Here is a 25,927-nt window from a genome sequence, read left to right on the forward strand (position 1 = left end):
TCGTGCCACCATCCAGCAGGTGATATGCCCGGTTCAGAAGAGCGCGGAGGCGAGGCCGCGGCGTGCCTTGGCCACCGACGGGTCGTCGGCGGGCAGGGTCTCGAACAGGCTCAGGAGGTGGACGCGGGCCTTGTCGCGGTCGTCTCCGGCGGTCCGGCGGACCACGGCGATGAGCCGGTCGAAGGCGGCGTCGACCTGGCCGCCGAGCAGTTCGACGTCGGCGGCCTGAAGTTGCAGGGCCACGTCGGCGGGATCGGCGGCGGCCCGCTTCAGCACGTCGGCGGGGTCGAGGTCGAGGGTGCGGCTGAGCAGGCCGACCCCGGCCAGGCCGATCTTGGCCTCCTCGTTGCCGGGCTGGCGGGCGAGCAGCCGCTGGAAGGCCTGGGCGGCGGCGTCGAGGTCGCCGTCTTCGATCGCCATGTCGGCGGCGAGCAGGTCGGGGTCGACGGCCGGTTCCTGCGGAGTGGCCTCGTCGTCGCCGGGCGGGGGCAGCGCCACGCCGAGCTGCTCGAAGACCTGGGCGATGGCCTGGCGGAGCTGCGGCTCGGACAGCGGGCCCTCGAACAGCGGCATGAGCTGCCCCTGGAAGGCCAGGTAGACGGTGGGGATGGCGCGCATGCGCAGTGCCTGGGCCAGCTCGGGGTTGGCCTCGACGTCGACCCTGGCCAGCAACCAGGCGCCCTTGGCCTCGCCGGCGAGCTTCTCGATCGCGTGGCTGAACTCCTGCACCTGGGCGGCCCGCGGCACCGTCGCCTCGACGACGATCGGCACCCCCATCGAGCGTTCCACGACCTCGGTCGTGAAGGTCGCGGCCGTAGCGTCGATGATCTCGGGCGCCGCGCCGGGGGCGGCCGGGTTCTGCGCGGCGGCCTCCCGCCGGGCCTGCGCGTCGAGGGCCTGCTTACGGGCGCCGAGGTCGATGGCGCCGTAGAGCGATCCGGGTCGAGAGAAGTCCGCTGCCATAAGGCCAATCCTGCCGCATCGGCGAGGGCTCCCACTCCGCACCCCGCAAAACCTCTTCTCCGTTACGGCTCCGCCCACCCCGGCCTCCTCCCGCCGCCCGGGGCGCCCGCCGTCCATGGCGTCCAGGACCGCGGGAGCCGGCCGCCGTCACGACGGGCAGACCGGGCCGAGATCAGAACCGGGGCGGTTCGGTGTAGGTGCCCCACTCCTCCCGCAGGACGTCGCAGATCTCCCCGAGGGTGGCCTCGCGGCGGGCGCACTCGATCATGGGCGGCACCATGTTGCCGGTCCCCCGGGCGACCTCGACGAGCTCGCGCAGGGAGGCGTCGACGGCGGCCTGGTCGCGGGCGGCGCGCCGGGCGGCGAGCACCCGGTTCTGCTCCTTCTCCACCTCGTGGCTGATCCGCAGGATCTCCAGCGGCTCCTCGGTCGTGGCGGTGTGGCAGTTGACCCCGACGATCTTCTTCTCGCCCTTCTCCAGCTTGCGCTGGTAGTCGAAGGCGGCCTCGGCGATCTCCGACATGAACCACCCGTCTTCGATGCCCCGCAGGATGCCGCCGGTCATCGTGCCGTCGGGGCCCATCTCGCGGATCTTCGTGAAGATCGCCTCGGCCTCCTCCTCCAGGCGGTCGGTGAGCGCCTCGACGTACCAGGAGCCGCCGAGGGGGTCGGCCACGTTGACGACCTCGGTCTCCTCCATGATCACCTGCTGGGTGCGCAGCGCGATCTCGGCGGCCTTGGCCGAGGGCAGGGCGAGCACCTCGTCGAGCGCGTTGGTGTGGAGCGACTGGGTGCCGCCGAGCACGGCCGCCAGCGCCTCGACGGCGGTCCGGACGATGTTGTTGTCGGGCTGCTGCGCGGTCAGGGACACCCCGGCCGTCTGGGTGTGGAAGCGCAGCCACTGCGCCTTCTCCGACTTGGCGCCGTAGACGTCGCGCATCCAGCGGGCCCAGATCCGGCGCGCGGCCCGGAACTTGGCGATCTCCTCGAAGAAGTCGATGTGGGCGTCGAAGAAGAACGACAGGCCGGGGGCGAACACGTCGACGTCGAGCCCCCGGGACAGGCCGAGCTCGACGTAGCCGAACCCGTCGGCGAGGGTGAAGGCCAGCTCCTGCGCGGCCGTCGACCCGGCCTCGCGGATGTGGTAGCCGGAGACCGAGAGGGGCTTGTAGGCGGGGATCTCGGCGGCGCAGTACTCCATCAGGTCGCCGATGAGGCGCAGGTGGGGCTCGGGGGCGAACAGCCACTCCTTCTGCGCGATGTACTCCTTGAAGATGTCGGTCTGCAGGGTGCCGTTGAGGGCGCGGGCGGGCACCCCCTGGCGTTCGGCGGCGACGACGTACATGCAGAAGATCGGCACCGCCGGGCCGCTGATGGTCATCGAGGTCGTGACGTCGCCGAGCGGGATGCCCTCGAACAGCAGGTCCATGTCGAGGGCGCTGTCGATCGCCACGCCGCAGTGGCCGACCTCGCCGAGCGAGCGGGCGTCGTCGGAGTCGCGGCCCATCAGGGTCGGCATGTCGAAGGCGACCGACAGGCCGCCGCCGCCCGCGCCGAGGATCATCTTGTAGCGCTCGTTGGTCTGCCGGGCGTTGCCGAAGCCGGCGAACTGGCGGATGGTCCAGGGGCGGCCCCGGTAGCCGGTCGGGTGGAGGCCGCGGGTGAAGGGGAACTCGCCCGGCCAGCCGATCCGCCCGAACCGGGGATCGGGGGCCTCCGGGCCGTAGACCGGGTCGACCGGCAGCCCCGACAGGGTGCGGAATTCGCGGTCGCGTTTCGGTGCCGCGTCGAACCTCGCCTGCCACCGCGCCCGGCCGGAGTTGATCTCGTCCATGTGACCTCCCGAGCAGATACTAGGACGTCCTACTAGTTATCGCCACAGTTAGATAGATCAACACCTCAATGTCACACATTGGTAGCGAAATTCCACAGACCTATGACTCCGGGCCGACATCACCAAATATGAGCTGCGTCCCAATCTGCCTACAGGGAGGTGGCAGTGAAGCGCAGCATCGTCATCGCGTCCGCTGTGGTGTTAACCGCGGCGGCGCTGACGGCGCCCGCCACGACGGCGCAGGCCCAGGTGCCGGCCGTCGCAGCCGACACCGCAAGTGAGTACGTCGTCCTTTACAAGGAGGGCGCCGACACCGCCGAGGCCCAGAAGGCCGTCCAGGCGGCCGGCGGCACCGTCGTGAAGGTCAACACGGCCGTCGGCCTCGCCACGGTCAGCACCACCAACGCCGGTTTCGCGACCGCCGTCACGGCCAGCCCGCTGATCAAGGGGGTCGCCCACAACCGGGTGATCGGCCATGCCCCCGAGGTCAACGCCCGCGCCAAGGCCGCGCTGAAGAAGGCCGTCGAGTCGCGCGCCGTCGAGAAGGAAGGCCGCAACCACGGCGGCCAGGTCAACAAGAAGTGGGGCAAGAAGCCCTCCGCCGAGCCGCTCGACGAGGCCCAGTGGGACCTCGACCAGATGAAGGCCAACGAGGCGCACAAGTACGAGACCGGCGACAAGCGGGTCCTCGTCGGCATCCTCGACACCGGCGTCGACGGCACCCACCCCGACATCGCGCCCAACTTCAGCAACCGGCTGAGCCGCAACTTCACCACCGACATCCCGGTCGACGCCAACGGCGACCCGATCGACGGTCCGTGTGAGGACGAGCCCGACCAGTCGTGCAACGACCCGGCGAACGTCGACGAAGACGGCCACGGCACCCACGTCGCCTCGTCGATCGCCTCGCCGCTGAACAAGCTGGGCATCGCGGGCGTGGCCCCGAACGTGACGATCGTCAACATCCGGGCCGGCCAGGACTCGGGCTACTTCTTCCTGCAGCCCTCGGTCGACGCCCTCACCTACGCCGGCGACATCGGCGTCGACGTGGTCAACATGAGCTACTACATCGACCCGTGGCTCTTCAACTGCGTCGACAACCCGGCCGACTCCCCCGCCAACCGCGCGGAGCAGGCGACCATCATCGAGGCCACCCAGCGGGCGCTGAACTACGCGCACCGCAAGGGCGTCACCCTGGTGGGCGCGGCCGGCAACGAGGCGATCGACTACACCAAGACCAACGTCGACTCGGGCAGCCCCGACTTCGCCTCCGAGCCGGGCGAGGTCGCCTACGACCGGACGATCCCGCCGAGCTGCGTCTCGATGCCCGGCGAGGGCGAGCACGTCATCTCCGTCTCCTCGACGGGCATCAGCAAGCGTAAGTCGTACTACTCCAGCTACGGCAACGGGTACATCGACGTCGCGGCCCCCGGCGGCGACACCTACGACACGCCGGGCAACACCCGTGACGTCACCAGGGCGACCCTGTCGGCCTACCCCGAGTCGCTGGCCCGCGCCAACGAGGAGATCGACGAGAACGGCGTCCCGACGGTCGACTACGTGGTGCGCGACTGCAAGGGCTCGACCTGCGCCTACTACCAGTACCTCCAGGGCACCTCGATGGCCTCGCCGCGCGCCGCCGGCGTCGCCGCCCTGATCGTCAGCAAGTACGGCCACGCCCAGCGGGGCGGCGGCTTCGGCCTCGACCCCGGCGTGGTGGAGGCCCGCCTGAAGGCGAGCGCGGTCAAGACGCCGTGCCCGCCCGGCGGCAGCTACACGTACACCCGGCACCTGCCGGCCGGCAACACCGTGACCGCGACGCACATCTGTGAGGGCAACACCCTCCGGAACGGCTTCTACGGTTCCGGCATCGTGAACGCGCTCAAGGCCGTGGGCCACTAAGCCCCGTCAGCCTTCGAAGAGGGCCCGTTCCGCCACCGCGGGGCGGGCCCTTCCCGATGCCCGGCCGCTCCGCTAGTGGGCGGGCGAGTCGCTTCCGGCGTGGAAGTCGCCGGCCGCGACGCGGAGGGTCCGCAGGTTGTCGAACATCTCCTTGAGGGCCGTCTCGTCGTACATGCCGAGACCGAAGTCGGCCCCCATCAGGTCGGCCGTGGCCCCGCGCACGGCCTCGCGCCCCGCGTCGGTGATCTCGGCCAGGACGCCGCGCCCGTCGTTGGGGTTGCGCATGCGCCGGACCAGGCCCGCCTTCTCAAGCCGGTCGACGGTGTTGGTCACGCTCGTCGGGTGGACCATGAGCCGTTCGCCGATCTTCGACAGCGGCAGCGCGCCGGTCCGGCTGAAGGTGAGCAGCACCAGCGCCTCGTAGCGGGCGAAGGTCAAGTCATAGGGCTTGAGCAGCGCGTCCAGTTGCGCGATCAGGATCTGGTGGGCTCTCATGATCGAGGTGACCGCGGCCATGGCGGACGACGGACCGAACCGCTCTCGCCAGGTCTCGGCGGCCCGCTCGATGGGGTCGAACGGCAGGTTGAGGGGCACGCGCCTACCGTAGCGCGGCGATAGTCCGGTTTGGGACTTCACGGACCGTGACCAAACTCAGTCCTTGACCAGAAGAACCACCCCCCAAACATTACGCTCCGTTATGGTTATCGGGGTTCGACGGGGGGTCCTACATGGGGCGTGAGCACAAGGGCGTGTCACGCGAGGAGCTGAAGCAGAGCGCGGTCGTGACGGTGACCGTGCTGCTCGCCCTCGGTCTGGTGACGGCCTGGACGGTGCTCATCCCCGGGGTGATGGCCTGGGACAACATCGTGATCGCGGTGATCGGCTCGGTCCGGCTGACCGGCCCGGTGGCGTGCGCGTTCGCGGCCTGGGTGGCGGTGCGCAAACGCCGGTCGAAGAACCGCCCCGAGTCGTGGCGGGTGCTGAAGGCCCCGCTGGCGATCCTCGCGGTGGTGACCGGCTCGTTCGGGGCGACCGTGATGGTGTTGTCGCTGCGCGCCGTCGCCGACGAGCAGGCCGGGAGGCTGCTGCCCAGCGGCCTGGCCATGGGCGCCGCGGGGCTGGTGCTCTACGTCGTCCTCGGCTGGATCATCGGCTGGCTGATCCCCTATCCGATCACGCCCATGCTCGCCGGCTTCACCGTCTACGCGGTCTTCACGTGGATCTCCGCCCGCACCACCTGGGCCGACCGGCTCGCGCCGGGCACCCGCGAGCCCTACGACCTGTTCGAGGGCCTCAGCACCACCGCGTTCGTCGACCAGACGCTCTGGCTGCTGGGCATCAGCCTGGCCCTGCTCATGGGCTGGACGGCCGCGGTGACCCGCCACTCGGTGGCGCTGGCGGCGGCGATGGTGGCCGTGCTGACGGCCGGGATCGGGGTGGCCCGGCTGGTGGCCGACCACCGTCCCCATCCGGGCCAGGTCGCCTACTCGTGCCAGGACTGGCCGATCACGGTGTGCGTCCACCCCGGCTTGCGAGACGGTCTGCCCGAGCTGGGCACCACCTTCACCGGCATCGCGGCCCGCCTGAGCGGCACCCCGGCGGCCTTCCACCGGGTCGAGCAGCACTCCCGCAAGACCGACGAGACCCTCCAGGGCGGGGTGGTCCCGATCCACGTCGACGACCTCGACACCGGCTACGCCGACCGCGCCGCCCGCGAGTTCGTCGAGCGCCTGTCCCGGCCGTGCCCGGCGCAGCGGTCGGCCGGTTACCGCGAGATCGTGCTGGCCTGGTTGCGCGGCGAACCGCTCCCGCCGGGCGACTACCCCGAACACCAGACGGCCTCGGCCTGGTTCGCGGTGCTCACCGAACAGCAGCGGCGCGAGTGGCTGCGCATGTACTACGCCGACTTCGCCAACTGCCGCCTGCAGGCCGCCCACTTCGGCGCGGCGGCCTACACCCATCCCGTGCCGAGCCCGACGGTGATGTCTGGCCCGCAGGCGAGGTGAAACGGCGGGCTTTGCGGGAAGATGTCCCACCGTGACCGGACAGACTCGCGCACCGCTCGCTCACCCGGCCCCCGTGCGGCGCGGCCCCCGCCGCGCCTGGCGCTGGCTCGCCGGGTTGTTGTTCGCCGCGCTGCTGCTCGTGGTGGGCGGCCGGCTGGCCTGGACGTGGCTCGACCCGTTCGGGGAGCAGAACATCGACCGCAGCCAGCCCGCGCTGCTCCAGTCGATCCAGAACATGAGCCGCTACCAGGCGGCCACCGGCAACTTCCAGGTCATCGTCGACCTGGAGAAGGACGCCGCCTTCCTGCCCGACGCCGTCAAGGGCACCCGCACCCTGTTCGTCGGCGCCGGCACGGTCGACGCCTACGTCGAGTTCGGCGGCCTCACCGGCGAGGCGATCACGGTCTCGGAGGACCGCAAGTCGGTGACCGTGACCCTGCCGCACGCCGCGCTGGAGAAGCCCAGCCTCGACAACAGCCGCTCCTACGTCTACGCGCAGGAACGCGGCCTCATCGACCGCGCCCAGGACTTCCTGTCGTCGAACCCGCCCGACCAGAAGGAGCTCTACCTGCTGGCCGAGAAGAAGATCACCGAGGCGGCCACCGCCAGCGACCTGCGCAACCGCGCCGACCAGAACACCAAGGCCGCCGTCGAGGGCATGCTCAAGGCCCTCGGCTTCACCCACATCACGGTGAAATTCGGTCCCCAGCCATAAGGGTGACGAGGCCTCCGGCCCGGAGGCCTCGTTCGCCCGCTAGAGGTAGCCCCACTTCCGCGCCACGTCGCGGAGCATCTCGGGCACCTCTTCGGGGGCCGGCAGCTCGCGGCCCGGCTGGACCCTCCCGCTCTGGATCTTGTCGCGCCAGTCGCCGATGCCCTTGGTGAAGTCGGTCGGCTTGTTGTGGCGGCCGTAGTCGAGCATCCCGTCCTCGAACGGGATGCCCAGCGTGGCGCAGAGCGCCCGCAGCTCGTTCTCGGGGTCGGCGGTCAGCCTCTCGTAGGTGATCTCGTGCCCGGGCAGGCGGTGGCGGGCCTCCTCCAGGTACTTCATGTACTGGAAGGTGTGCCGCACCGCCTCGTGCATCGGCCGCTTGACCGGGTCGGCCTCGTGCCACGAACGGGCGATCGAGAGCGGGTGGCGCAACAGGAAGACGAACCGCGCGTCGGGCCAGCAGATCGACAGGCGCTTCCACGCGAACACGTTGCTCGGGGTCTTCTCCACGAGGGTCGGCTTGCCCGAGCGGACCAGCTCGCGGTGGAGCAGCCGGTCCCACAGCAGATGTTCGACGTCACTCTGGTTGTGGCCGAGCGCCACGACGGCCTGGCGGACCGGGTCGGTGTTCAGGTTGGTCGAGATGCGCCGGAAGTGGGTCTCGATGGGCGAGTGCAACTGGGAGTGGCTGTTCATCATCGACCGCAGCAGGGTCGACCCCGATCGGGGCGGCGACAGGATGAACACGGGCGCGCGCAACAACCGGTCTGCTTCGAGGTCGGTCGGGGGACGCGCGACGTCGCCCTCAAGACGTGCCGGCATCGGAGACCCCAACGGCTTCGGCGGCGGAGCCGGCCGGGTGGGCAACTTCTGACGCTGGATCGTGTACCCGGTCACGCCCTCAAGGGTCGTATTGACCACTTGCTTCCACTTCATGGCTGGCAACGTAGGGACACCAAGTTAATCGAGGGTTAACTTCGACTGGGAAACTTCGAAGACCGTCAAAGCTCCGCAATCAAATCGTCAGCCGCAGTATAAGGGTCGGCGAGGCCGTCCAACACGTCTTGCGCGAGGCGATATAGCCGCAGGTCACTGGCCGGATCGCCGAATCTGTCCCGCAATGCGCGAAGTGCCGCCGCGGTGATTTCGTCGCGGGCCCGCGCGAGCCTTCTGGCCCTTCCCTCTCCCGTTTCACCCAGATGACGCGCGTGGTCGTCGAGCGCTTTCAGGAGGTCGCCGATTCCCTCCTCCCGGACGGCCACCGTCGGCACCACCGGAGGCCGCCAGGAGCCGCCGCCGAGCGCGATCATGTTGCGCAGGTCGCGCACCGTCGACTGGGCGCCGTCGCGGTCGGCCTTGTTGACCACGAACACGTCGGCGATCTCCAGGATGCCCGCCTTGGCGGCCTGCACGCCGTCGCCCATGCCGGGGGCCAGCAGCACGATCGTGGTGTCGGCGAGGGCGCGGACGTCCACCTCCGCCTGCCCGACCCCCACGGTCTCGACGAGGACGACGTCGAACCCGGCCGCGTCGAGCACCCGCAGCGCCTGCGGCACCGCCCACGACAACCCGCCCAGGTGACCGCGGGTCGCCATCGACCGGATGAAGACGCCGTCGTCGAGCGCGTGGTCCTGCATGCGCACCCGGTCGCCGAGCAGCGCGCCGCCGGTGAAGGGCGACGACGGGTCGACGGCCAGCACGCCCACCTTGTCGCCCCGCGCGCGCAGCGCCTTGACGAGCGCGGCCGTCGAGGTCGACTTGCCGACGCCCGGCGACCCGGTCAGGCCGACGACCCGGGCCCGGCCCGGCGCCCTCAGCTGCTTGGCCGCCTCCCGCAGCTCGGCGTCGGAGCCGCTCTCGACCAGCGAGATGAGGCGCGCGACGGCACGGACGTTGCCGGCGCGCACCTTCCCGACGAGGTCGTTCACGCGGGGACGCGGATGATCAGGGCGTCACCCTGTCCGCCGCCGCCGCACAGGCCCGCCGCGCCGAGGCCGCCGCCCCGGCGGCGCAGCTCGTGGGCCAGGGCCAGCACGATCCGGGCGCCCGAGGCGCCGATCGGGTGGCCGAGCGCGATGCCGCCGCCGTTCACGTTCACCTTGTCGAGGGAGAGGCCCAGCTCCTTGGCCGACTGGATGACGACCTGGGCGAAGGCCTCGTTGATCTCGACGAGGTCGAGGTCATCGGCCGTGAGGCCCTGCTTGGCCAGCGCCTGGGCGATGGCGTTGGCCGGCTGCGACTGCAGCGAGTTGTCGGGGCCCGCGACGTTGCCGTGGGCGCCGATCTCGGCCAGCCAGGTCAGACCCAGTTCCTCGGCCTTGGCCTTCGACATGACGACGACCGCGACCGCACCGTCGGAGATCTGCGAGGCCGAACCGGCGGTGATGGTGCCGTCCTTGGTGAAGGCGGGACGCAGTCTCGCCAGCTTCTCGGCCGTGGTGTCGGGGCGCACGCCCTCGTCGGCCGTGAAGTCGTCGACGGCGACGATCTCGTCGTCGAAGACGCCGTTCTTGATGGCGGCGGCGGCGAGCTGGTGGGACCGGGCGGCGAAGGCGTCCTGGTCCTCGCGGGAGATCTTGAAGCGGGCGTTGTGGCGCTCGGTCGACTCGCCCATGGCGATCTGGTCGTAGGCGTCGGTGAGGCCGTCGAAGGCCATCGAGTCGAGCACCTCGGCCGTGCCGTACTTGACGCCCTTGCGCAGTCCCGGAAGGAGGTGGGGCGCGTTGGACATCGATTCCATGCCGCCCGCGACGACGATGTCAAACTCGCCGGCGCGGATGAGCTGGTCGGCCAGGGCGATCGCGTCGAGGCCCGACAGGCAGACCTTGTTGATCGTGAGCGACGGCACGCTCATCGGGATGCCGGCCTTCACGGCGGCCTGACGCGACGGAAGCTGCCCCGCGCCTGCCTGGAGGACCTGCCCCATGATCACGTACTGTACGTCGGAAGGGGCGACACCGGCCCGCTGAAGTGCGGCCTCGATGGCGACGCCGCCGAGTTCGACGGCGGTCATACCGGAGAGGGCGCCGAGCAAGCGGCCGATCGGCGTGCGAGCTCCGGCGACGATGACGGAACCGGACATTGGAGGGCCTCCTACGCGATATGGGGGCGACGGTGTCACCATACCCAGCAGCGTTCAGCGGATAGTCAAGGAGGGCCGGGCAATGTTTCTGCGGATCGACCACGTGGGCATCGCGTGTCACAACCTCGAGGAGAAGATCGGGTTCTACGAGTCGACGTTCGGCCTCGTCGTGGTGAGCCGCGAGGTCAACGAGGCCCAGGGCGTGCGCGAGGCGATGCTCCACGTGGCCGACGGCGAGGGCGGGACGAGCTACGTGCAACTGCTGGAACCCCTGAGCCCCGAGACGGCCGTCGGCAAGTTCCTGGCGAAGCGCGGCGAGGGTGTGCACCACATCGGTTACGGGGTGGAAGACGTGAGCAAGGCAATGGCGGAAATCGCCGCAAAAGGTGTCAGATTGATTGACGAACGCCCACGTCACGGCTCTATGGGTGCCTCAATCGCGTTTCTCCACCCCAAGGATGTGGGAGGAGTGCTGACAGAGCTGGTCGAGGCTCCGAGGCAGTAATGGAACGTAAGAAAGGTTCATACGTAACAAGTCGCGCAGAAAGTCCGTGGAGGCCTCCAACGGCGCACGCTCGGAGTACGCTGGCCTTCCACCGGACGTGGATCCCACCCTATTGGGCTCCTCGCCTCGGATGTCCCAAACCCCCCGTCCGGCCCGTGTAGCCGTCTCGACAACCCAGGATCGAGCCTCATGCAGTCCGACATCGATGCCCAGCTCAACAATTTCTTCGAAGACGCCCCCTCCCGGGAATTCGACGTGGTGCTTCGCGGCTATGACCGGCACCAGGTCCACGACCACTTGAAGCAGCTCGACACCGATTTGCGGCAGGCGCGCGAGCAGGTCGGCTCGCTCCAGCGCGAGTTGTCCGACTCGCAGCGTCAGTTGCAGGAGCAGGAGCGTCCGACCTACTCGGGCCTCGGCGCCCGGATCGAGCAGCTCCTTCGTCTCGCTGAAGAGCAGGCCACCGAACTGGTGCAGGCGGCACGGTCGGAGGCCAACGAGATCAAGGCCGCCGCCAAGGTCGACGCCGCCGACACCCGGGCCGCCGCCGAGAACGAGGCCGCCGAGAAGCGGGCCCTCGCGACGCGTGAGGCCGACGAGATGCGCACGGCCGCCGAGCGCGACGCCGAGGAGATCCGGGGCACGGCCAAGCGTGAGGCCGACGAGCTGACCAACACGACCGAGCGCGAGGTCGCCAAGCAGCGCGCCACCGCCGACCACGAGGTCGCCGAGAAGCGCGCCGACGCCGAGCGCGAGATCGCCAAGCTGCGCACCACCACCGAGCGTGAGGTCGCCCAGCTCCGCGCCAGCACCAAGCGCGAGCGCGACGAGATCCTCACCACCGCCAAGCGCCAGGCCGACGAGATGCGCGCCCAGGCCCAGCGGGTGCTCGAGGAGTCCGAGGCCAAGCGCGCCCAGGACGAGGCCGAGTTCGAGATCCAGCTCGCCAGCCGCCGCGAGGAGGCCGAGCGTCAGGAGGCCGAGCGCCACGCCACCGCGCAGGCCAACACCCAGAAGCTGGTCGCCGAGGCCGAGCAGCGCGCGGCCACCGCCGAGCAGCGCGCCACCAAGGCCACCCAGCAGGCCGAGCAGACCCGGCGCGAGGCCGACACCCACGCCAAGCAGCTGCTCGCCAACGCCCGCAAGAACGCCGACCAGCTGGTCGCCGAGGCCAAGACGAGCGCCGAGTCGATCACGACCGACGCCAAGAACGAGGCCGAGCGCACCCGCACCGCGATGCAGCGCCAGGTCGACGAGCTGACCCGTCAGCGCGACAGCATCACCAGCCACCTCGCCCAGCTCCGCCAGCTGCTCGGCGGCGCCGCCCTGCCCGGCATGGAGCCGGAGCCCGCGCCCGTCGTGGCCGCCCCCGTCAAGCCCGCCCTGTCGGCGGCCCCGCCGGTCGAGCACAAGCCCGTGCCGAAGCCGGCCGAGCCCGTTGCCGCCAAGGCCGACGACGACGCGGAGTGGTGGCAGGAGTAACCACTCGGCATCGACTCGGGGCGAACGGCTGCAGGACATGAGAAGGGCCCGGCGGGTTTCCCGCCGGGCCTTTTCTCGTCGGTACGACCGGCGGCGCGGCCGGTCGGCGCCGGCTGCGGCGCGGACCGAAGGCGGCGGGCGGCGCCGGCCGGGCGGAGCCGTAACGGAAGACCTAGATCCAGCCCTTGCGCGCGGCCTGCACCCCCGCCTGGAAGCGGCCCGTCGCGCCCAGCCTGTTCAGCAGGGTGGCGATGCGGCGGCGCAGGGTGCGCTCCGACATGCCGAGCTGGCGCAGGATCGCCTCGTCCTTCATGCCGACCGCGAGCAGTTCGAGGATCTGCCGGTCGGCGTCGTCGATCGCGCCCGTGCCGTTGCCCCACACCGGGGAGGCCTCGCGCCACAGGGTCTCGAAGAGGGCGACGAGGGCGTTGGTGAGGGCGCTGCGTCCGACCACGACCGAGGTGAACCGGACGCCTTCCTCCCGGTCGGTGAGCGGCAGCAGGGCGGTGGACCGGTCGACCAGGATGAGCTTGATGGGCACCTCGGCCAGGATCCGGGCCTGCTCCCCCACGGCGGTCACCTGGCGGATCTCGTCGAGCTTCTTGGGGATGTCGAGCACCAGCGAGGAGTAGAGCGCCCGCACCCGCACGCCCCGGGCCAGCGCGGCCGACTCGGCGGCGATGGAGGTGCCGCTGGTGGCGTAGGGCGGGGTGTCGATGGCGAGGATCTCCTCCTGCGCCTGCGCGAGCAGTTCGGCGACCTTGCGCCCGGCGGCGGCGGCCCCTTCGACGACCTCGATGACCCGGCCGGGGTCGGCCCGCAGCAGGCCCTCCTGGAAGTCGGTGGCCAGTTCCTCGGCCTCGACGGCGAGCCGGTCGAGCTCGGCCCGGCGGCGCCGGATCGCCGATCCGATGGCCATCCGCGGGTCGGCGGGCCGGAAGCCGGAAAGGGGGTCGGACTCCATGAGACCGGTGTCCTGAAGGCGCGCCAGCGCGGCCCCCACCGTCTCGGGGGAGGACTCCAGGCGCCGGGCCGCCTCGTCCGGCGTGATCTTGGGGTCACGCAGGAGGAGCCGGTAGAGGCGCTCTTCGAGGGAGCTCAGGCCGATGGCTTCCCACATGGGACAACCTTGGCAGATTCCGGTCACTGACCGGTACCGGCCACCGCAAATCGCGCAATCCATGCGGGATTCACGTCATCGTTGAATCGTCTTCAGACCGGTCGCGCCGGTCCTAGAGGGAGGAAGACAGGTTCGGCCGGCGTTGAGGGAGGCGCCGGCCGTTCTTTTTGCCGGCGGATCTGTGCGTCGTTTCACATGGGCGTGTCGATCACCGCGTAGACGACCTTGCCGCCCGTGACGGGCCGGCGATATCCCCACCGCCGGGTCAGCACCCCGACGAGCATGAGCCCCCGGCCGCCGATGTCGTCGGGGCCCGGGTCGAGCAGCCGGGGCGGCAGGCGCTCGGCGTCCCAGACCTCCACGACGACCGCGTCGCCCGAGCGGTAGACACCCAGTCCGACCTGGCCGCCGGGCTCGCTCACCTTCACCGCGTTGGAGATCAGCTCCGCGGTGACCAGCTCGACCGTGCCCGCCAGATCGCCCCGGCCCCACTGGGCGAGCAGGGCGCCGACACGGTCACGGGCCAGGGCGGCCGACCTCGGATGCGCGGGGAACAATTCGTATCGCGTCGCGACTTCGAGTGCCATGTGCGCATACCACCCGCCCGATCGTAAGCCTCGTTGTACGACATTTGCCTCGAGAATTACATTCCGCCGCTTGCCATATTCCTGAGCGTAAGCATCTCTACACTCGGAGTCAGCGTCCATTCACCGGCTGTCCAGTCGTGTCCGGTCAAGGACAGGACAGCGTTCCCCCCTTACGGCAGGGAGCTGTGCGCACTATGGAGTCATTCGGGGAGGCGCTTCGCCGCCTGAGAGGTGACCTCTCCATTCGTGGCCTCGCCCGCCGGGCCAACTGTTCTCCCAGTTACATCTCCGCGCTCGAATTCGGGAAGAACATCCCGAGTTCGGCTGTGGTGTCGGCCTTGGACGCCGCGCTGGGAGCCGGCGGTGAACTGATCAGGCTGCACGACATGGAGGTGGGTCCGACGGAACGACGAGAGGCGCTCGGCCTGATCGGAATCGTGCTGGGGGGCGCGTCCGGGGCCCTTCCGGCGACCGACGGGCTGGAACGTATCCGGATGCTGGTCGAGCGCCGCCTGGGCGGCCCCGACCTGGGGTTCTGGGAAGAGGTGGCGTGGGAACACGCCCACGGCGTCGGCGCCCACCCGGCCACCGACGGAATAGGGCGTCTGTCGGCCGACGTCCTGGCGCTGGAGACCGCGCTCACCCACGTCAAGGGCAACCCGCCCGCCTGGGCGCGGGTGCGCACCCGGCTGCTCTACCTGCTGGCCTACGCGCTCGGCTCGGCCGGGCGGGAGCACGAGTCGCGGCACTGGTGGGCCGCCGCCCGCCGCGCCGCCGTCGCGGCCGGCGACGACATGCGGGCGTTCGTCGTGGCGCAGGAGGCCATCCAGGCCCTGTACGAGAAGAGGCCCCTCACCCTGGTGCTCTCGCGCGCCGAGGAGGCCCTCGCCGGAGACCGGCCGTCGGTGGCGCGGGCCCGCGCCCTGGGCGCCCGGGCCCACGCGAAGGTGCTGCTCGGCGACCTCGCGGCGGCCTACGCCGACCTCGACGAGCAGGCCCGCGTCTTCGACCGGCTGCCCGCCGACGTGACCGGCGACGCCGCCTCGGCCGAGGGCTGGCCGGTCACCCGCCTGCTGCACAGCCGCTCGCTCGTCTACACCCTGGCCGGGCATCCCCGCGCCGCCGCCGCCCAGGCCGAGGCCGTCGCGGCCTACCCCTCTGCCGCGATCAGGCCGATCGCGCAGATCAGACTGCACGAGGCGATGTCGGCCGTCCGCGGCGGCGAGGTCGTGGCCGGCCTCGCGCACGCCGAACAGGCGTTGACCGCCGCGCAATCTGCCGGATATTCCCACTATGTACGGCAACTGGCGACTATGGTCGCGGATCAGGCGCCGGCCGGACACGAGGCACTGCACTCCTTCCGCGACCGGGTCGCCGGCTTACGCGGAGGCATGTCGTGAACGTCATCTTCACCCACCTGACCGGCCCCGACGCGGCCGTCGTCGTCGACGACGACTACACCGCCGTCTACACGCTCATCAGGGCCGAACCCCCGTACAACTCGGGCCCCCTCTACCACCCCGACCGCTATCGCGAACGCACCGGAAACCAGCTCGACCGCCCCGGCTTCACGCTCGTCGCCGTCGAAGACGGAGCGGCGCTCGCGGGCTTCGCGTTCGGCTTCACCATGCCGGCCGGCCGCTGGTGGGGCGGCGACACCACCCCCGGCCCGCCGGAGGTCGTCGAGGCCGACAAGTTCGCGGTGATCGAACTGAACCTGCGGGCGGAGTATCGCGGCCGGGGAATCGGCAGACGCCTGCTCGCCGAACTGCTCGACGGCCGCCCGGAACGCTACGCGACGTTGTTGTCGCTGCCCGAGGCCGCCGCCCACGACATCTACGAGCACTGGGGCTGGAAGGTGGCGGGCACCTGCCGCCCGGCCCCCGACACGATGCTCGCCGACGTCATGGTGAAGGAGCTGTAGCCGCAGGGCCCGATGTGCTCGACGTGGAACGGCTGCGAAGCCGCCCACCCCAGACCTGGGCCGAGCTTCACGCGAGTGCGGTCAGGAAGTCCGCGACCGCGCGGTTGAAGGTCTCCGGGGTCTCGATGGCCGACAGGTGCCCGGCGCGGCCGATGACCACCAGGCGGGCGTCGGGGAGGGCCTTGGTCATGGCCTCGGCGTCGCCGACCGGGGTGATCTTGTCCTCGTCGCCCGCGATCACCAGGGCGGGCACGTTCAGGCCGCGCAGGGTGTCGAAGGAGTCGGGGCGGGCGGCCATGGCGCGCTGGGCCCAGGCCGCCGCCCGTGCGGGGGCCGAGCCGACCAGGCCGCGCACGCGGCCGACGACCATGCCCCTGCGCTCCAGCGACGTCGTGCCGAGCAGGTTCGGGACCGTGTCGAGGAGGTCGCCGCCGTCGAGGAGCCGTTGCGCGATGGTCTCGCGGTTGGCGGCGGCCTCCGGGGTGTCGGGTGAGGCCTTGGTGTTGGCCAGGATCACCCCCGACAACCGCCCGGGGTGGCGCCGGGCCAGGGCCATCGCCACGTAGCCGCCCATGGACAGGCCGCCGACCACGGCCTTGTCCAGGCCCATGGTGTCGAGGAGCTCGGCCACGTCGTCGGCCATGGCGTCGACCGACGGTTCGTCGTCGCCGAGCGGTGAGCCGCCGAAGCCGCGCAGGTCGGGCGTGACGACGTGGCAGCCGGCGGCCAGGCCGCCGCGTTGGGCCAGCCACATCGCCGACGACAGCGGGAAGGCGTGCAGCAGCACGAGGGGGAGGCCCGTTCCGGCCGTCCGGGTGTACAACTTCACGTCGTCACGGTACTTCGGTGGGCAGGGGCGCCGCCGCCGGGTTCAGCCTCTCGACGATGTGGTTCAGGACGATCCGGACGTACGGCTCCCCCACCCACAGGTGCTTGGCGCCGTCGACGCCGACGACCTCGGCCTGCGGCACCCGCTTGAAGCGGTCGGCCGCCTCGGCGGGGCGCAGGTAGTCGTCGAACTCGGGCACCAGGGCGACCAGCGGCCGGCCGAACTCGGCCCAGGCGTCGAGGTCGGCGTCGGTGGCCCGCTTGAGCGGCGGCGACAGCAGGATCGCGCCCTCGACGAGCGGGTCGCGGCCCCACCGCAGCGCCAGTTCGGTGCCGAACGACCAGCCGAGCAGCCACGGCCGGGGCAGGTCGTTGAACTCGGCGAACTCCAGCGCGGCGGCGACGTCGAGCCGCTCGCCGACGCCCTCTTCGAACGCGCCCTGGGAGGTGCCGCGCTCGGAGGAGGTGCCCCGGGTGTTGAACCGCAACACCGCGACGTCGGCCAGGGCGGGCAGCCGGAACGACGCCTTGCGCAGCACGTGGCTGTCCATCATGCCGCCGTGGGTCGGCAGCGGGTGGAGACAGATCAGCGTGGCGACCGGTGGCGCGGTCTCGGGCAGCGCCAGCTCACCGACCAGCGTCAGTTCGTCGGCGGTCTGCAGCTCGATGTCGCTGCGGCGGGCCGGCAGCACCGTCGACGCCCGGATCTCCACTGTCGTCGTCTCCTCTTCAGTAGCGGGTGCGGCCGGGGCCGCGGTTGAGGCGGTTGCGCCAGCAGGCGGTGTGCCAGTGGCGGCGCTCCTCCTCGCCGCCGGCCCAGTGGGGCCAGCTCACGATGTGGGGCACACCCGGACGGATGGACTGGTCGCATCCCGGGCATCGGTAGGGCCGGTCGGCGGAACCGCCGGTGACCGTGCGGACCACCCAGTCGCCGTCGGCCGCCTCTTCGACGCGGTCGATCCCGGCAGGGCGGATCGGCCCTTTGGGGGACTCGTCGGCTCGGCGGGCGCGGCGGGGGCTCATACGTCCTATTCTTCCAGCTCGGGGAAATCGTCGAGCGACCGCGTCCGGAGGGCGGCGATGGTCTCGAACGGCCCCGACCGATAGCCGCAGCCCAGCTTCATCGCCTCGTCGATGTCGGCCTGGGAGGCGTAACCGCTGCGGAACATCTCGACGGCGTCGACCAGGTAGGGCCGCAGCAGCACCATGGCGTCGAACCCCTCCTCCGTGCCCGGCTTGCCGTCGTAGAAGCCGCCGCCCGTCTTGCGGCCCAGGCGGCCCCGGGCGACCAGGTCGGCGAGCACCTTGGCCGGTTCGTGCCGGGGATCGCCGCCGTCGCGGTGCAGCACGCCGCAGATCTCGTACGCCGTGTCGAGCCCGATCAGGTCGAGCAGCACGAACGGCCCCATCGGCAACCCGGCCTGGACGACCATCGCCGTGTCGATCGCCTCCTTGGAGGCCACCCCGTGGTCGAGCAACTGACAGGCGTGGTTGAGATAGCCGAGCAGCAGCCGGTTGACCACGAACCCCGGACGGTCGCCCACCACGACCGGGCGCTTGCCGATCCTGCGGGCCAGGGCCGCGACGTCGCCGGTGACGGTGCTGTCGGCCGTGCCGACCACCTCGACCAGCCGCATGACCGGGGCCGGGTTGAAGAAGTGCATGCCCACGACCCGCGACGGGCGGCCGGTGTGGCGGGCGATCTCGGTGACGCTCAGGGACGAGGTGTTGGTGGCGAGGATCGCCGACGGCTTGCAGACGCGGTCGAGGTCGGCGAACAAGGGAAGCTTGAGCTCCATGAGCTCGGGGATCGCCTCGACGACCAGATCGGCGTCGGCGAAGGCGGCCCGGTCGGCCGACAGGGTGATCCGCGCCAGGATCGCCTCCTGCTCCTGCGGACTGAGTCTCCCCTTGTCGACGGCCCGGCCGGTCGACCTCTCCAGGTGCCCGCGCCCCCGGGCCAGCGCCGCCTCGTCGGCCTCCACGCCGACGACCGCGAGCCCCGCGCGGGCGAAGACCTCGGCGATGCCCGCCCCCATCGTGCCGAGCCCGGCAACCCCAACCGTCTCCACGAGACCACCTCCGGCTCCGAGTCTCCCAGAGCCGCTTTCGCCGGTAAGGTTCGGGCATGCGGCTGGTCATCGCGCGATGCAGCGTGGATTACGTGGGACGGTTGACGGCACACCTGCCGATGGCGCCCAGGCTCATCCTCATCAAGGCCGACGGCAGCGTGTCGATCCACTGCGACGACCGCGCCTTCAAGCCCCTCAACTGGATGAACCCGCCTTGCAAGATCCGTGAGGACGAAGGCGTCTGGACGGTCACCCACACCAAGACCGGCGAGAAGCTGATCCTCACGATGGACGAGATCATGCACGACTCCAAGCACGAGCTCGGCGTCGACCCCGGCCTGCAGAAAGACGGCGTGGAGGCCCACCTCCAGGAGCTCCTGGCCGAGCACATCACCACGCTCGGCCCGGGCTACACGCTGGTCCGGCGTGAATACATGACCGCGATCGGCCCGGTCGACATCCTCTGCCGCGACCAGAGCGGCGCGACGGTCGCCGTCGAGATCAAGCGCCGGGGCGAGATCGACGGCGTCGAGCAGCTCACCCGCTACCTCGAACTGCTCAACCGCGACCCCCTGCTCGCGCCGGTACGCGGCGTCTTCGCCGCCCAGGAGATCAAGCCCCAGGCCAAGGTGCTGGCCATGGACCGCGGCATCGACTGCGTGACCCTCGACTACGACGGCCTGCGCGGCATCGAACCCGAGAACCCCACGCTCTTCTGAGGGGCGTCCGTCCTCCGTTCGGAGGACAACCCGGTCGGCCGGTCGTAGGTCCCGTGGATCAAGGGTTTTCGCGACATTTGATCCATGACGACAGCGATCCACGTTCGCGGCCTGACCAAGCGTTACGGTGAGGTCCAGGCCGTCGGGGGCCTGGACCTCGACATACACACCGGCGAGGTGTTCGCCATCCTCGGCCCCAACGGCGCCGGGAAGTCCACCACCGTGGAGATCCTCGAGGGCTACCGCAAGCGCGACGGCGGCGAGGTCTCCGTGCTCGGCGTCGATCCGGGCCACGCGACGAGCGCGTGGCGGGCCAGGGTCGGCATCGTGCTGCAGACCGCCAACGACGCCGCCGAGCTCACCGTCCGTGAGACGGTCCGCCACTTCGCCCGCTACTACCCGCACAGCAAGGACCCCGACGAGGTCATCGCCAAGGTCGGGCTGAGCGAGAAGGCCGGGGCCCGCATCCGCCAGCTCTCCGGCGGCCAGCGCCGGAGGGTCGACGTCGCCCTGGGCATCGTCGGGCGTCCCGAGCTGGTCTTCCTCGACGAGCCCACGACCGGTTTCGACCCGGAGGCCCGCCGGCAGTTCTGGGACCTGATCAGGTCGCTGGCCGCCGAGGGCACCACGATCGTGCTGACCACCCACTACCTCGACGAGGCCGAGGCGCTCGCCGACCGGGTCGCGGTCATCGCGAAGGGACGCATCGTCGCCGAGGGCACCCCCCACACGCTGGGCGGGCGGGCCACCGCCGGCGCCCGCGTCACCTGGGCCGACGGCTACGCCGAGACCGACACCCCCACCGCGCTGGTGCGCACCCTCGCCGAGAAGTACGACGGCGAGATCCCCGGCCTGCAGATCGTGCGGCCCTCACTCGAAGACGTCTACCTGGACCTGATCGGGGGCACGGAATGACCGCCACACTGAACATCGGCCTGGCCCGCGCGTCGCTGGAGACCAAGCTCTTCTTCCGCCAGCGCGACGCCGTCATCTTCACCTTCTCCTTCCCGATCATCCTGCTGGTCCTGTTCGGGTCGATCTTCGAGGGCGACCTGGAGGGCACCGGCATCACGGTCGCCCAGCTCTACTCGGCCGGCCTGATCGGCGCGGGCGTGATGGGCGTGGCGTTCCAGAACCTCGCGATCGGCATCGCCATCGACCGCGACGACGGCACGCTGAAGCGCCTGGCGGGCACGCCGATGCCGCGCGCGGCCTACTTCGTCGGGAAGCTGGTCAGCTCGCTGGTGCTCGCGGTGATCGAGGTGGCGCTGCTGCTGGCGGTCGCGGTGCTCCTGTTCGACCTCGAACTTCCCACCGACCCCGCCCGGTGGGCGACACTGGCCTGGGTGCTCACGCTCGGCCTGGCCGGCGCGGCCCTCCTGGGGATCGCGGTGAGCAGCCTGCCGCGCAACGCCAAGAGCGCCGCCGCGGTGGTCTCCATGCCCTACGTGCTGCTCCAGTTCATCTCCGGTGTCTACATCCCCTTCACGGAGCTTCCCTCATGGCTGAACGACGTCGCGGCGATCTTCCCGCTGAAGTGGATGTGCCAGGGCCTGCGGTCGGTGTTCCTGGGCGACGCGGGGGCGGCGCTGGAACTGACGGGGTCCTACGAGCTGCCGAAGGTGGCGCTGGTGCTGGGGCTGTGGCTGGTGGGCGGGCTGGTGCTCTGCCTGGCGACGTTCCGGTGGACCAACCGCGGCGAAAGCTGAGGGCCTTCATGGGCAGGCGGCCCGAGGTGCGGGCCGCCTTCCCCGAGGAGACCAACGCCTGGGAGTCCTTCCGCGGCTGGGAGATCCTGTTCGGCCTGGCCTGGACGACGGCCCTCCTCTTCGTCGTGTACGAGGAGGAGGCCTCCCCCGTGGAGCGGGCCGTCACCATCGGCCTCATGCTTAGCTGCGCGGCCGCCTACCTGCTCATGGGCCGCAAGCTGATCATCGGCGACGAGGAGGACAGCCCCCGGGCGATCCTCTACATCGCCCTGCTCTGCCTGGCGTTCATCCCGGCGACGCTGATCGTGCCGAACGCGTCGTTCGGTCTGTTCACGTTGTGCCCGCAGGTGTTCATGCTGCTCAGCGGCCGGCTGGCCGCCGCGGCGGTGGTGCTGCTCAACATGTCTCCGGCGTTGTGGTTCATCCGGCAGACCGACCTGGCCTTCCCCGACCTGGTCAGGTTCACCGGCACCACCCTGATCGCGATGACCTTCTCGCTGGTGTTCGGGCCGTGGATAACCCGGATCATCCGGCAGAGCGCCGAGCGGGCCGACCTCATCCGGCAGCTGGAGGCGAGCAGGGCCGAGGTCGAGCGCTTGTCGATCGAGAAGGGCGCGCTGACCGAGCGCGAACGGCTCGCCGGGGAGATCCACGACACGATCGCCCAGGGGTTCACCAGCATCATCATGCTCATCCAGGCCGCGCAGGCCGGTCGGGACCCGGCGCGGCATCTGGCTCTGGCCGTGCAGACGGCCCGGGAGAACCTGGCCGAGGCCCGCGCGCTGGTCGCGGCGCTCAGCCCGGCGCCGCTCGACGGCTCCACCCTCGACGACGCGCTGCGGCGGCTCTCGCTGCGGTTGGCGGAGGAGATCGGCGTCGAGGTGTCGCACGCGGTCGAGGGCGAGTCGCGCAAGCTGCCGCCGAGCAGCGAGGTCGTGCTGATCAGGACGACCCAGGAGGCGCTGGCCAACATCCGCAAGCACGCCGGGGCGTCCTCGGTCCGGGTCGTGGTGGGATATGGCCGTAATGACGTCACTTTGACCGTCGCGGACGACGGCGTCGGCTTCGATCCGGCCGCCTCCAGAGGGTTCGGGCTGCGCGGCATGCGCGCCCGGATCGAACAGCAGGGCGGGCGCCTGGACGTCGTCAGCGCGCCCGGAGAAGGGGCGTCCCTGAACGTGACGCTGCCGATGGGAGAGAGATGATCCGGCTCATGATCGTCGACGATCACCCCGTGGTCCGCGAGGGCCTGCGCGGGATGATCGACGGCCATGAAGGCATCACCGTGGTCGGCGAGGCCGGCTCGGGCGACGAGGCCGTCGTCCGGGCCCGCGACCTCACGCCCGACGTGGTGCTGATGGACCTGCGCATGCCCGGCGGCGACGGCGTGGGCGCGACCAGCCGGATCCTCGTGGGGCAACCGGGCGTCCGGGTGATCGTGCTGACCACGTACGAGACCGACCAGGACATCGTGCGGGCCGTCGAGGCGGGCGCGGCCGGTTACCTGTTGAAGGACACCTCGCGCGCCGACCTGCTGGGCGCGATCAAGGCCGCCGCGCGGGGCGAGACGGTGCTCTCCCCCAGCGTGGCGACCAGGCTGGTGACGCGAATGAGAGCGCCCGTAATCGAGTCGCTGTCACCCCGGGAGACCGAGGTACTGTCTTTGGTGGCGCGCGGGCTGACCAACGCCGAGATCGGGCGGGAGTTGTTCATCAGCGAGACCACCGTGAAGACCCACCTGCTGCGGGTGTTCGGCAAGCTGGGCGTCTCCGACCGCACCGCCGCCGTCACCACCGCGCTCAACCGGGGTCTGCTTTAGTGGCGTCCGATAACCAACTTGCATAAAAGAAGCTAATTTCCCGATACTTCCGTTAAAAAGATCTTGCGTCCATAATGGTGCCTTCTGGGGGGCCGGACGGCGAGGTGAAACGGTGACGGGACGAGAATATCGGGGGATGTCGGCGGCCGAACGGGTCGCCGACCGCCGGGAGCGGCTCATCAACGCCGCTTACGGCCTGTTCGCCAATCCCGGCTTCCACGCGACGACGATCGAGCGGCTCTGCTCGACCGCCCACATCTCCAACCGGGCCTTCTACGAGTGCTTCTCCGGCCGCGAGGAGCTGATGCGGGCCGTCTACGAACGCTGCGTCGACGACACCCTGAACGCGGTCGGCGCCGCCATCGAGAACGCCCCGCCCACCCTGGAAGGCCGCATCGTCGCCGGCATCACCGAGTACGTGCGCTACGTGACGCTCGACGTGCGCCGCGCCCGCATCATGCACTTAGAGGTGCGCCGCGCGGGCGACGTGCTGTCGGGGTCGCGGCAGAAGGCGGTCGCCGGGTTCACCCACATGATCGAGAGCTCGCTCAAGGGGCTCCAGGAAGAGCTGCCCGCCGAGCTCCACCTGCTGGCGCTGGCCTTGATAGGGGCGCTCACGGAGCTGCTCATCGAATGGGTCCTGTCGGACGACCGGCCGGAGAAGGACCTGCTGGTCGCCACCGCCGTCCACGTGTTCCGGCGGTCGTTCCAGGCCTGACCACGCATCCGCGGTCCCTGGCCCACCTGTGGTAGGGAGCGGGCCAGGGACCGCAAATATGTGAACACCGGGACCGGCGCCCCGGAGCGGGCGAAACGAGATCACGTTCCGTAGTCACACCATGACACAGAAAGCCGCCACGGGCCCGGAACGACCCGTCAGATCCAGCCCATGTCCTGAGCCGTCCGGATCGCCCCGATCCGGTTGACCGCGCCCAGCTTGGCGATCGCGTTGGACAGGTAGTTGCGCACCGTGCCCTCGCTGAGGTGCAGCGACGCGGCGATCTCGCTCACCGACGCGCCCGAGGCGGCCAGCGCGAGCGCGTCGCGTTCGCGCTCGGTCAGCGGCGACTCCCCGGCCATCATCGCCGAGGCGGCCATCTCGGGGTCGAGGTAACGGCCGCCGGCGTGCACCTTCCGGATCGCGGCGGCCAGCTCCTCGGCGGAGGCGTCCTTGGGGACGAAGCCGCGCACCCCCGCCGCCAGCGCGCGCCGCAGGTAGCCGGGGCGGCCGAAGCTGGTGAGGATCAGCATCGCCTGACCGGGCATCGACTCGGCGACGGTCAGGCCGTCCATGCCGGGCATCTCGACGTCGAGCACGAGCACGTCGGGCCGGTGCTCGGCCACGGCGGGCCCCACCAGGTCGCCCCTGCCGACCTGGACCACGACGGTGATGTCGGGCTCCAGGTCGAGCAGGGTGGCGATGGCCTGCCTGATGAGGTGCTGATCGTCGGCCAGCAGGACTCTGATCACGGCCGGCCCGCCAGCGCGGGTTCCTTCGCCGTCGGCGCGACCGCCCGCAGGACGAAACCGCCCTTCCTGTCGGGCTCGGCCGTCAGCTTCCCGCCGACGGCGCCGAGCCGTTCGGCCAGCCCGGCCAGGCCGCTGCCCTCGCCGTTCTTGACGGCGTCCTTCTGCACGCCGTTGTTGCGCACCTCCAGGATCGTCTCCTCCGGGGTGAGCCGCAGGGTGATCTCGCAGGTGGTGGCGGTGCTGTGGCGGAGCACGTTGGTGACGGCCTCGCGGACCACCCAGGCGAACACCGGGGCGGTCTCACCGGGGGCGTCGCGGTAGGGCAGCTTGAGGTCGCAGGTGATGCCGGCCGCCTCCAGCACCCCCCGCACGCTGGCGAGTTCGGCGGCCAGGTCGAGCTGGCGGTACCCCTTGACGGCCTCGCGCAGCTCGCGCAGGGCGGTGCGGGCCAGGCCGCGCACCTCGGCCATCTCGGCGCTCGCCGGGCTGTCGCCGCCGAGCCGGACGGCCAGTTCGCTCTTGACCGCGATGGCCGAGAGCTGGTGCCCGACCAGGTCGTGGAGGTCGCGGGCGAACCGCAGGCGCTCCTCGGCGACCGCCAGGCGGGCCTGCGCCTCGCGGCCCTCGTGGGCCTCCTCGGCGATGTGCCAGATCCACACCCACAGGCGGTTGGCCCAGGGCAGCGTCCCGCACATCAGGGCGGTGTAGAGGAAGGAGCCGACGACGATCCCGGCCCGGGTGGCCGGGTCGGTCTCGGCCGTGAACTCGATCAACCGGTAGGCGTTGAGCGGCCACATCACCACCAGGGTGGAGACCGCCATGATCCAGGCGGTGCGGGCCCGCACCCCGACCGACGCGACCGACAACCAGGCGAAGGAGACGAACGACCACGAGGTCGGGGCGCCGGTGCCGAGGACCGCCACCACCACCGCGATGCCGGCGCCGGCCACCAGCTCACGCTGGGCGTAGCGCCGGTCGAGGATGGCTCTGGTGACGCGGAAGAACAGCACGCTGAACACGGCGACGAGGGCCACCGAGGGGCCGAGCCGCCACCAGTCGACCGGCCCGGCCTCCTGCTCCGCGAGCAGGCCGATGCCGAGGACGAACCAGACCAGCCCAAGAGTCGTGTTGAGCGTCCAGTAGACGACTCGCCGGACTCTTTTGATCGCTTTGTCCATCATGGCCTGCCCCAT

The 25,927-nt window shown here is 70.7% G+C and carries 27 protein-coding genes; 13 read left to right on the forward strand and 14 right to left on the reverse strand.

Annotated elements, in window-relative coordinates:
- Positions 1-33: 33 nt before the first annotated feature.
- Positions 34-963, reverse strand: coding sequence for a tetratricopeptide repeat protein (locus QSK34_RS30485; protein ID WP_285589101.1), 930 nt, complete (start codon positions 961-963; stop codon positions 34-36).
- 172 nt (positions 964-1,135) lie between these two features.
- Positions 1,136-2,797: a coenzyme B12-dependent isobutyryl-CoA mutase large subunit gene (gene icmA, locus QSK34_RS30490; protein ID WP_161481347.1), complete on the reverse strand. Its 1,662-nt coding sequence runs from the start codon at positions 2,795-2,797 to the stop codon at positions 1,136-1,138.
- 165 nt (positions 2,798-2,962) lie between these two features.
- Between icmA and QSK34_RS30495 the strand changes: the two genes are divergently transcribed.
- Positions 2,963-4,699, forward strand: coding sequence for a S8 family serine peptidase (locus QSK34_RS30495; RefSeq protein ID WP_285589104.1), 1,737 nt, complete (start codon positions 2,963-2,965; stop codon positions 4,697-4,699).
- Positions 4,700-4,771: 72 nt separating this feature from the next.
- Here the strand turns inward: QSK34_RS30495 and QSK34_RS30500 are convergent, their stop codons facing one another.
- Positions 4,772-5,293 carry a MarR family transcriptional regulator gene (locus QSK34_RS30500; protein WP_285589106.1) on the reverse strand — a complete coding sequence of 174 codons (522 nt, stop codon included), beginning with the start codon at positions 5,291-5,293 and terminating at the stop codon, positions 4,772-4,774.
- Positions 5,294-5,427: 134 nt separating this feature from the next.
- Between QSK34_RS30500 and QSK34_RS30505 the strand changes: the two genes are divergently transcribed.
- Both QSK34_RS30505 and QSK34_RS30510 read left to right on the forward strand, forming a co-directional pair.
- Positions 5,428-6,705, forward strand: coding sequence for a hypothetical protein (locus QSK34_RS30505; RefSeq protein WP_051760724.1), 1,278 nt, complete (start codon positions 5,428-5,430; stop codon positions 6,703-6,705).
- 31 nt (positions 6,706-6,736) lie between these two features.
- The gene (locus tag QSK34_RS30510; protein WP_285589109.1) at positions 6,737-7,420 is read left to right on the forward strand and encodes a DUF4230 domain-containing protein; all 684 of its coding nucleotides are present in this window, start codon (positions 6,737-6,739) and stop codon (positions 7,418-7,420) included.
- 39 nt (positions 7,421-7,459) lie between these two features.
- On the opposite strand, the gene QSK34_RS30515 is transcribed toward QSK34_RS30510, so the two are convergent.
- From QSK34_RS30515 to QSK34_RS30525, 3 genes are all read right to left on the reverse strand, one after another.
- Positions 7,460-8,353: a sulfotransferase family protein gene (locus QSK34_RS30515; RefSeq protein WP_285589110.1), complete on the reverse strand. Its 894-nt coding sequence runs from the start codon at positions 8,351-8,353 to the stop codon at positions 7,460-7,462.
- A gap of 65 nt (positions 8,354-8,418) precedes the next feature.
- Positions 8,419-9,345, reverse strand: coding sequence for a methylmalonyl Co-A mutase-associated GTPase MeaB (meaB, locus tag QSK34_RS30520; RefSeq protein WP_285589112.1), 927 nt, complete (start codon positions 9,343-9,345; stop codon positions 8,419-8,421).
- Positions 9,342-10,499, reverse strand: coding sequence for an acetyl-CoA C-acetyltransferase (locus tag QSK34_RS30525; protein WP_285589115.1), 1,158 nt, complete (start codon positions 10,497-10,499; stop codon positions 9,342-9,344). Before QSK34_RS30525 ends, meaB begins: the two co-directional genes overlap by 4 nt.
- 82 nt (positions 10,500-10,581) lie before the next feature.
- On the opposite strand from QSK34_RS30525, the gene mce reads away from it, so the two are divergent.
- Together mce and QSK34_RS30535 are read left to right on the forward strand one after the other, a co-directional pair.
- Positions 10,582-11,004 (forward strand): methylmalonyl-CoA epimerase, encoded by a 423-nt coding sequence (gene mce / locus QSK34_RS30530; protein WP_030455554.1) that lies wholly within the window; start codon positions 10,582-10,584, stop codon positions 11,002-11,004.
- A 189-nt stretch (positions 11,005-11,193) separates the two neighbouring features.
- The gene (locus tag QSK34_RS30535; RefSeq protein ID WP_030455553.1) at positions 11,194-12,486 is read left to right on the forward strand and encodes a DivIVA domain-containing protein; all 1,293 of its coding nucleotides are present in this window, start codon (positions 11,194-11,196) and stop codon (positions 12,484-12,486) included.
- Positions 12,487-12,658: 172 nt separating this feature from the next.
- Here QSK34_RS30535 and QSK34_RS30540 read toward each other — a convergent pair whose 3' ends face one another.
- Both QSK34_RS30540 and QSK34_RS30545 read right to left on the reverse strand, forming a co-directional pair.
- Entirely contained in the window at positions 12,659-13,606 is a 948-nt protein-coding gene (locus QSK34_RS30540) for a winged helix-turn-helix transcriptional regulator (protein WP_285589120.1), read from the reverse strand.
- A 191-nt stretch (positions 13,607-13,797) separates the two neighbouring features.
- The gene (locus QSK34_RS30545) at positions 13,798-14,193 is read right to left on the reverse strand and encodes an ATP-binding protein (RefSeq protein WP_285589123.1); all 396 of its coding nucleotides are present in this window, start codon (positions 14,191-14,193) and stop codon (positions 13,798-13,800) included.
- A gap of 194 nt (positions 14,194-14,387) precedes the next feature.
- Here QSK34_RS30545 and QSK34_RS30550 point away from each other — a divergent pair, with 194 nt between their 5' ends.
- Positions 14,388-15,593, forward strand: coding sequence for a helix-turn-helix domain-containing protein (locus tag QSK34_RS30550; protein WP_285589126.1), 1,206 nt, complete (start codon positions 14,388-14,390; stop codon positions 15,591-15,593).
- On the forward strand, positions 15,590-16,117 hold the full coding sequence (locus tag QSK34_RS30555) for a GNAT family N-acetyltransferase (RefSeq protein WP_285589128.1): 528 nt from the start codon (positions 15,590-15,592) through the stop codon (positions 16,115-16,117). Before QSK34_RS30550 ends, QSK34_RS30555 begins: the two co-directional genes overlap by 4 nt.
- A gap of 67 nt (positions 16,118-16,184) precedes the next feature.
- Here the strand turns inward: QSK34_RS30555 and QSK34_RS30560 are convergent, their stop codons facing one another.
- The 4 genes from QSK34_RS30560 to QSK34_RS30575 are packed head-to-tail and all read right to left on the reverse strand — an operon-like array spanning position 16,185 to position 19,017.
- Positions 16,185-16,946, reverse strand: coding sequence for an alpha/beta fold hydrolase (locus tag QSK34_RS30560; protein ID WP_285589131.1), 762 nt, complete (start codon positions 16,944-16,946; stop codon positions 16,185-16,187).
- A gap of 4 nt (positions 16,947-16,950) precedes the next feature.
- Complete coding sequence (locus QSK34_RS30565) at positions 16,951-17,658, reverse strand: alpha/beta hydrolase (protein ID WP_161481359.1); 708 nt, start codon at positions 17,656-17,658, stop codon at positions 16,951-16,953.
- Between the two features lie 16 nt (positions 17,659-17,674).
- Positions 17,675-17,968: an Rv1322 family protein gene (locus tag QSK34_RS30570; protein ID WP_062438964.1), complete on the reverse strand. Its 294-nt coding sequence runs from the start codon at positions 17,966-17,968 to the stop codon at positions 17,675-17,677.
- A gap of 5 nt (positions 17,969-17,973) precedes the next feature.
- Positions 17,974-19,017 carry a 3-hydroxyacyl-CoA dehydrogenase gene (locus QSK34_RS30575; RefSeq protein WP_285589139.1) on the reverse strand — a complete coding sequence of 348 codons (1,044 nt, stop codon included), beginning with the start codon at positions 19,015-19,017 and terminating at the stop codon, positions 17,974-17,976.
- Positions 19,018-19,073: 56 nt separating this feature from the next.
- Between QSK34_RS30575 and nucS the strand changes: the two genes are divergently transcribed.
- The 6 genes from nucS (at position 19,074) to QSK34_RS30605 (ending at position 23,982) form a co-directional block, all read left to right on the forward strand.
- A complete protein-coding gene (gene nucS, locus QSK34_RS30580) occupies positions 19,074-19,736 on the forward strand; it encodes an endonuclease NucS (RefSeq protein WP_285589140.1) in 663 nt (220 codons plus the stop codon).
- Between the two features lie 84 nt (positions 19,737-19,820).
- Positions 19,821-20,651 carry an ABC transporter ATP-binding protein gene (locus tag QSK34_RS30585; protein WP_285589143.1) on the forward strand — a complete coding sequence of 277 codons (831 nt, stop codon included), beginning with the start codon at positions 19,821-19,823 and terminating at the stop codon, positions 20,649-20,651.
- A complete protein-coding gene (locus QSK34_RS30590; RefSeq protein ID WP_285589146.1) occupies positions 20,648-21,445 on the forward strand; it encodes an ABC transporter permease in 798 nt (265 codons plus the stop codon). Before QSK34_RS30585 ends, QSK34_RS30590 begins: the two co-directional genes overlap by 4 nt.
- An 8-nt stretch (positions 21,446-21,453) precedes the next feature.
- Entirely contained in the window at positions 21,454-22,650 is a 1,197-nt protein-coding gene (locus QSK34_RS30595) for a sensor histidine kinase (RefSeq protein WP_285589148.1), read from the forward strand.
- Positions 22,647-23,264 (forward strand): response regulator, encoded by a 618-nt coding sequence (locus QSK34_RS30600; RefSeq protein WP_161481365.1) that lies wholly within the window; start codon positions 22,647-22,649, stop codon positions 23,262-23,264. The genes QSK34_RS30595 and QSK34_RS30600 overlap by 4 nt, the downstream gene beginning before the upstream one ends.
- A 112-nt stretch (positions 23,265-23,376) precedes the next feature.
- On the forward strand, positions 23,377-23,982 hold the full coding sequence (locus QSK34_RS30605) for a TetR/AcrR family transcriptional regulator (protein ID WP_285589151.1): 606 nt from the start codon (positions 23,377-23,379) through the stop codon (positions 23,980-23,982).
- A 158-nt stretch (positions 23,983-24,140) separates the two neighbouring features.
- Here the strand turns inward: QSK34_RS30605 and QSK34_RS30610 are convergent, their stop codons facing one another.
- Positions 24,141-24,734, reverse strand: coding sequence for a response regulator transcription factor (locus QSK34_RS30610; protein WP_285589153.1), 594 nt, complete (start codon positions 24,732-24,734; stop codon positions 24,141-24,143).
- Positions 24,731-25,915, reverse strand: coding sequence for a sensor histidine kinase (locus tag QSK34_RS30615; RefSeq protein ID WP_285589155.1), 1,185 nt, complete (start codon positions 25,913-25,915; stop codon positions 24,731-24,733). Before QSK34_RS30615 ends, QSK34_RS30610 begins: the two co-directional genes overlap by 4 nt.
- Positions 25,916-25,927: the final 12 nt, after the last annotated feature.

Source organism: Herbidospora sp. NBRC 101105 (assembly GCF_030269205.1).
In the GTDB taxonomy this organism is placed as follows: domain Bacteria; phylum Actinomycetota; class Actinomycetes; order Streptosporangiales; family Streptosporangiaceae; genus Herbidospora; species Herbidospora solisilvae.

Excerpts from the sequence above, each read along its gene's own strand:
- QSK34_RS30485 (WP_285589101.1), bottom strand. The coding sequence starts at position 963 with ATGGCAGCGGACTTCTCTCGACCCGGATCGCTCTACGGCGCCATCGAC.
- icmA (WP_161481347.1), bottom strand. The coding sequence starts at position 2,797 with ATGGACGAGATCAACTCCGGCCGGGCGCGGTGGCAGGCGAGGTTCGAC.
- QSK34_RS30505 (WP_051760724.1), top strand. The coding sequence starts at position 5,428 with ATGGGGCGTGAGCACAAGGGCGTGTCACGCGAGGAGCTGAAGCAGAGC.
- QSK34_RS30515 (WP_285589110.1), bottom strand. The coding sequence starts at position 8,353 with ATGAAGTGGAAGCAAGTGGTCAATACGACCCTTGAGGGCGTGACCGGG.
- QSK34_RS30525 (WP_285589115.1), bottom strand. The coding sequence starts at position 10,499 with ATGTCCGGTTCCGTCATCGTCGCCGGAGCTCGCACGCCGATCGGCCGC.
- mce (WP_030455554.1), top strand. The coding sequence starts at position 10,582 with ATGTTTCTGCGGATCGACCACGTGGGCATCGCGTGTCACAACCTCGAG.
- QSK34_RS30535 (WP_030455553.1), top strand. The coding sequence starts at position 11,194 with ATGCAGTCCGACATCGATGCCCAGCTCAACAATTTCTTCGAAGACGCC.
- QSK34_RS30540 (WP_285589120.1), bottom strand. The coding sequence starts at position 13,606 with ATGTGGGAAGCCATCGGCCTGAGCTCCCTCGAAGAGCGCCTCTACCGG.
- QSK34_RS30545 (WP_285589123.1), bottom strand. The coding sequence starts at position 14,193 with ATGGCACTCGAAGTCGCGACGCGATACGAATTGTTCCCCGCGCATCCG.
- QSK34_RS30550 (WP_285589126.1), top strand. The coding sequence starts at position 14,388 with ATGGAGTCATTCGGGGAGGCGCTTCGCCGCCTGAGAGGTGACCTCTCC.
- QSK34_RS30570 (WP_062438964.1), bottom strand. The coding sequence starts at position 17,968 with ATGAGCCCCCGCCGCGCCCGCCGAGCCGACGAGTCCCCCAAAGGGCCG.
- nucS (WP_285589140.1), top strand. The coding sequence starts at position 19,074 with ATGCGGCTGGTCATCGCGCGATGCAGCGTGGATTACGTGGGACGGTTG.
- QSK34_RS30585 (WP_285589143.1), top strand. The coding sequence starts at position 19,821 with ATGACGACAGCGATCCACGTTCGCGGCCTGACCAAGCGTTACGGTGAG.
- QSK34_RS30590 (WP_285589146.1), top strand. The coding sequence starts at position 20,648 with ATGACCGCCACACTGAACATCGGCCTGGCCCGCGCGTCGCTGGAGACC.
- QSK34_RS30595 (WP_285589148.1), top strand. The coding sequence starts at position 21,454 with ATGGGCAGGCGGCCCGAGGTGCGGGCCGCCTTCCCCGAGGAGACCAAC.
- QSK34_RS30600 (WP_161481365.1), top strand. The coding sequence starts at position 22,647 with ATGATCCGGCTCATGATCGTCGACGATCACCCCGTGGTCCGCGAGGGC.
- QSK34_RS30615 (WP_285589155.1), bottom strand. The coding sequence starts at position 25,915 with ATGATGGACAAAGCGATCAAAAGAGTCCGGCGAGTCGTCTACTGGACG.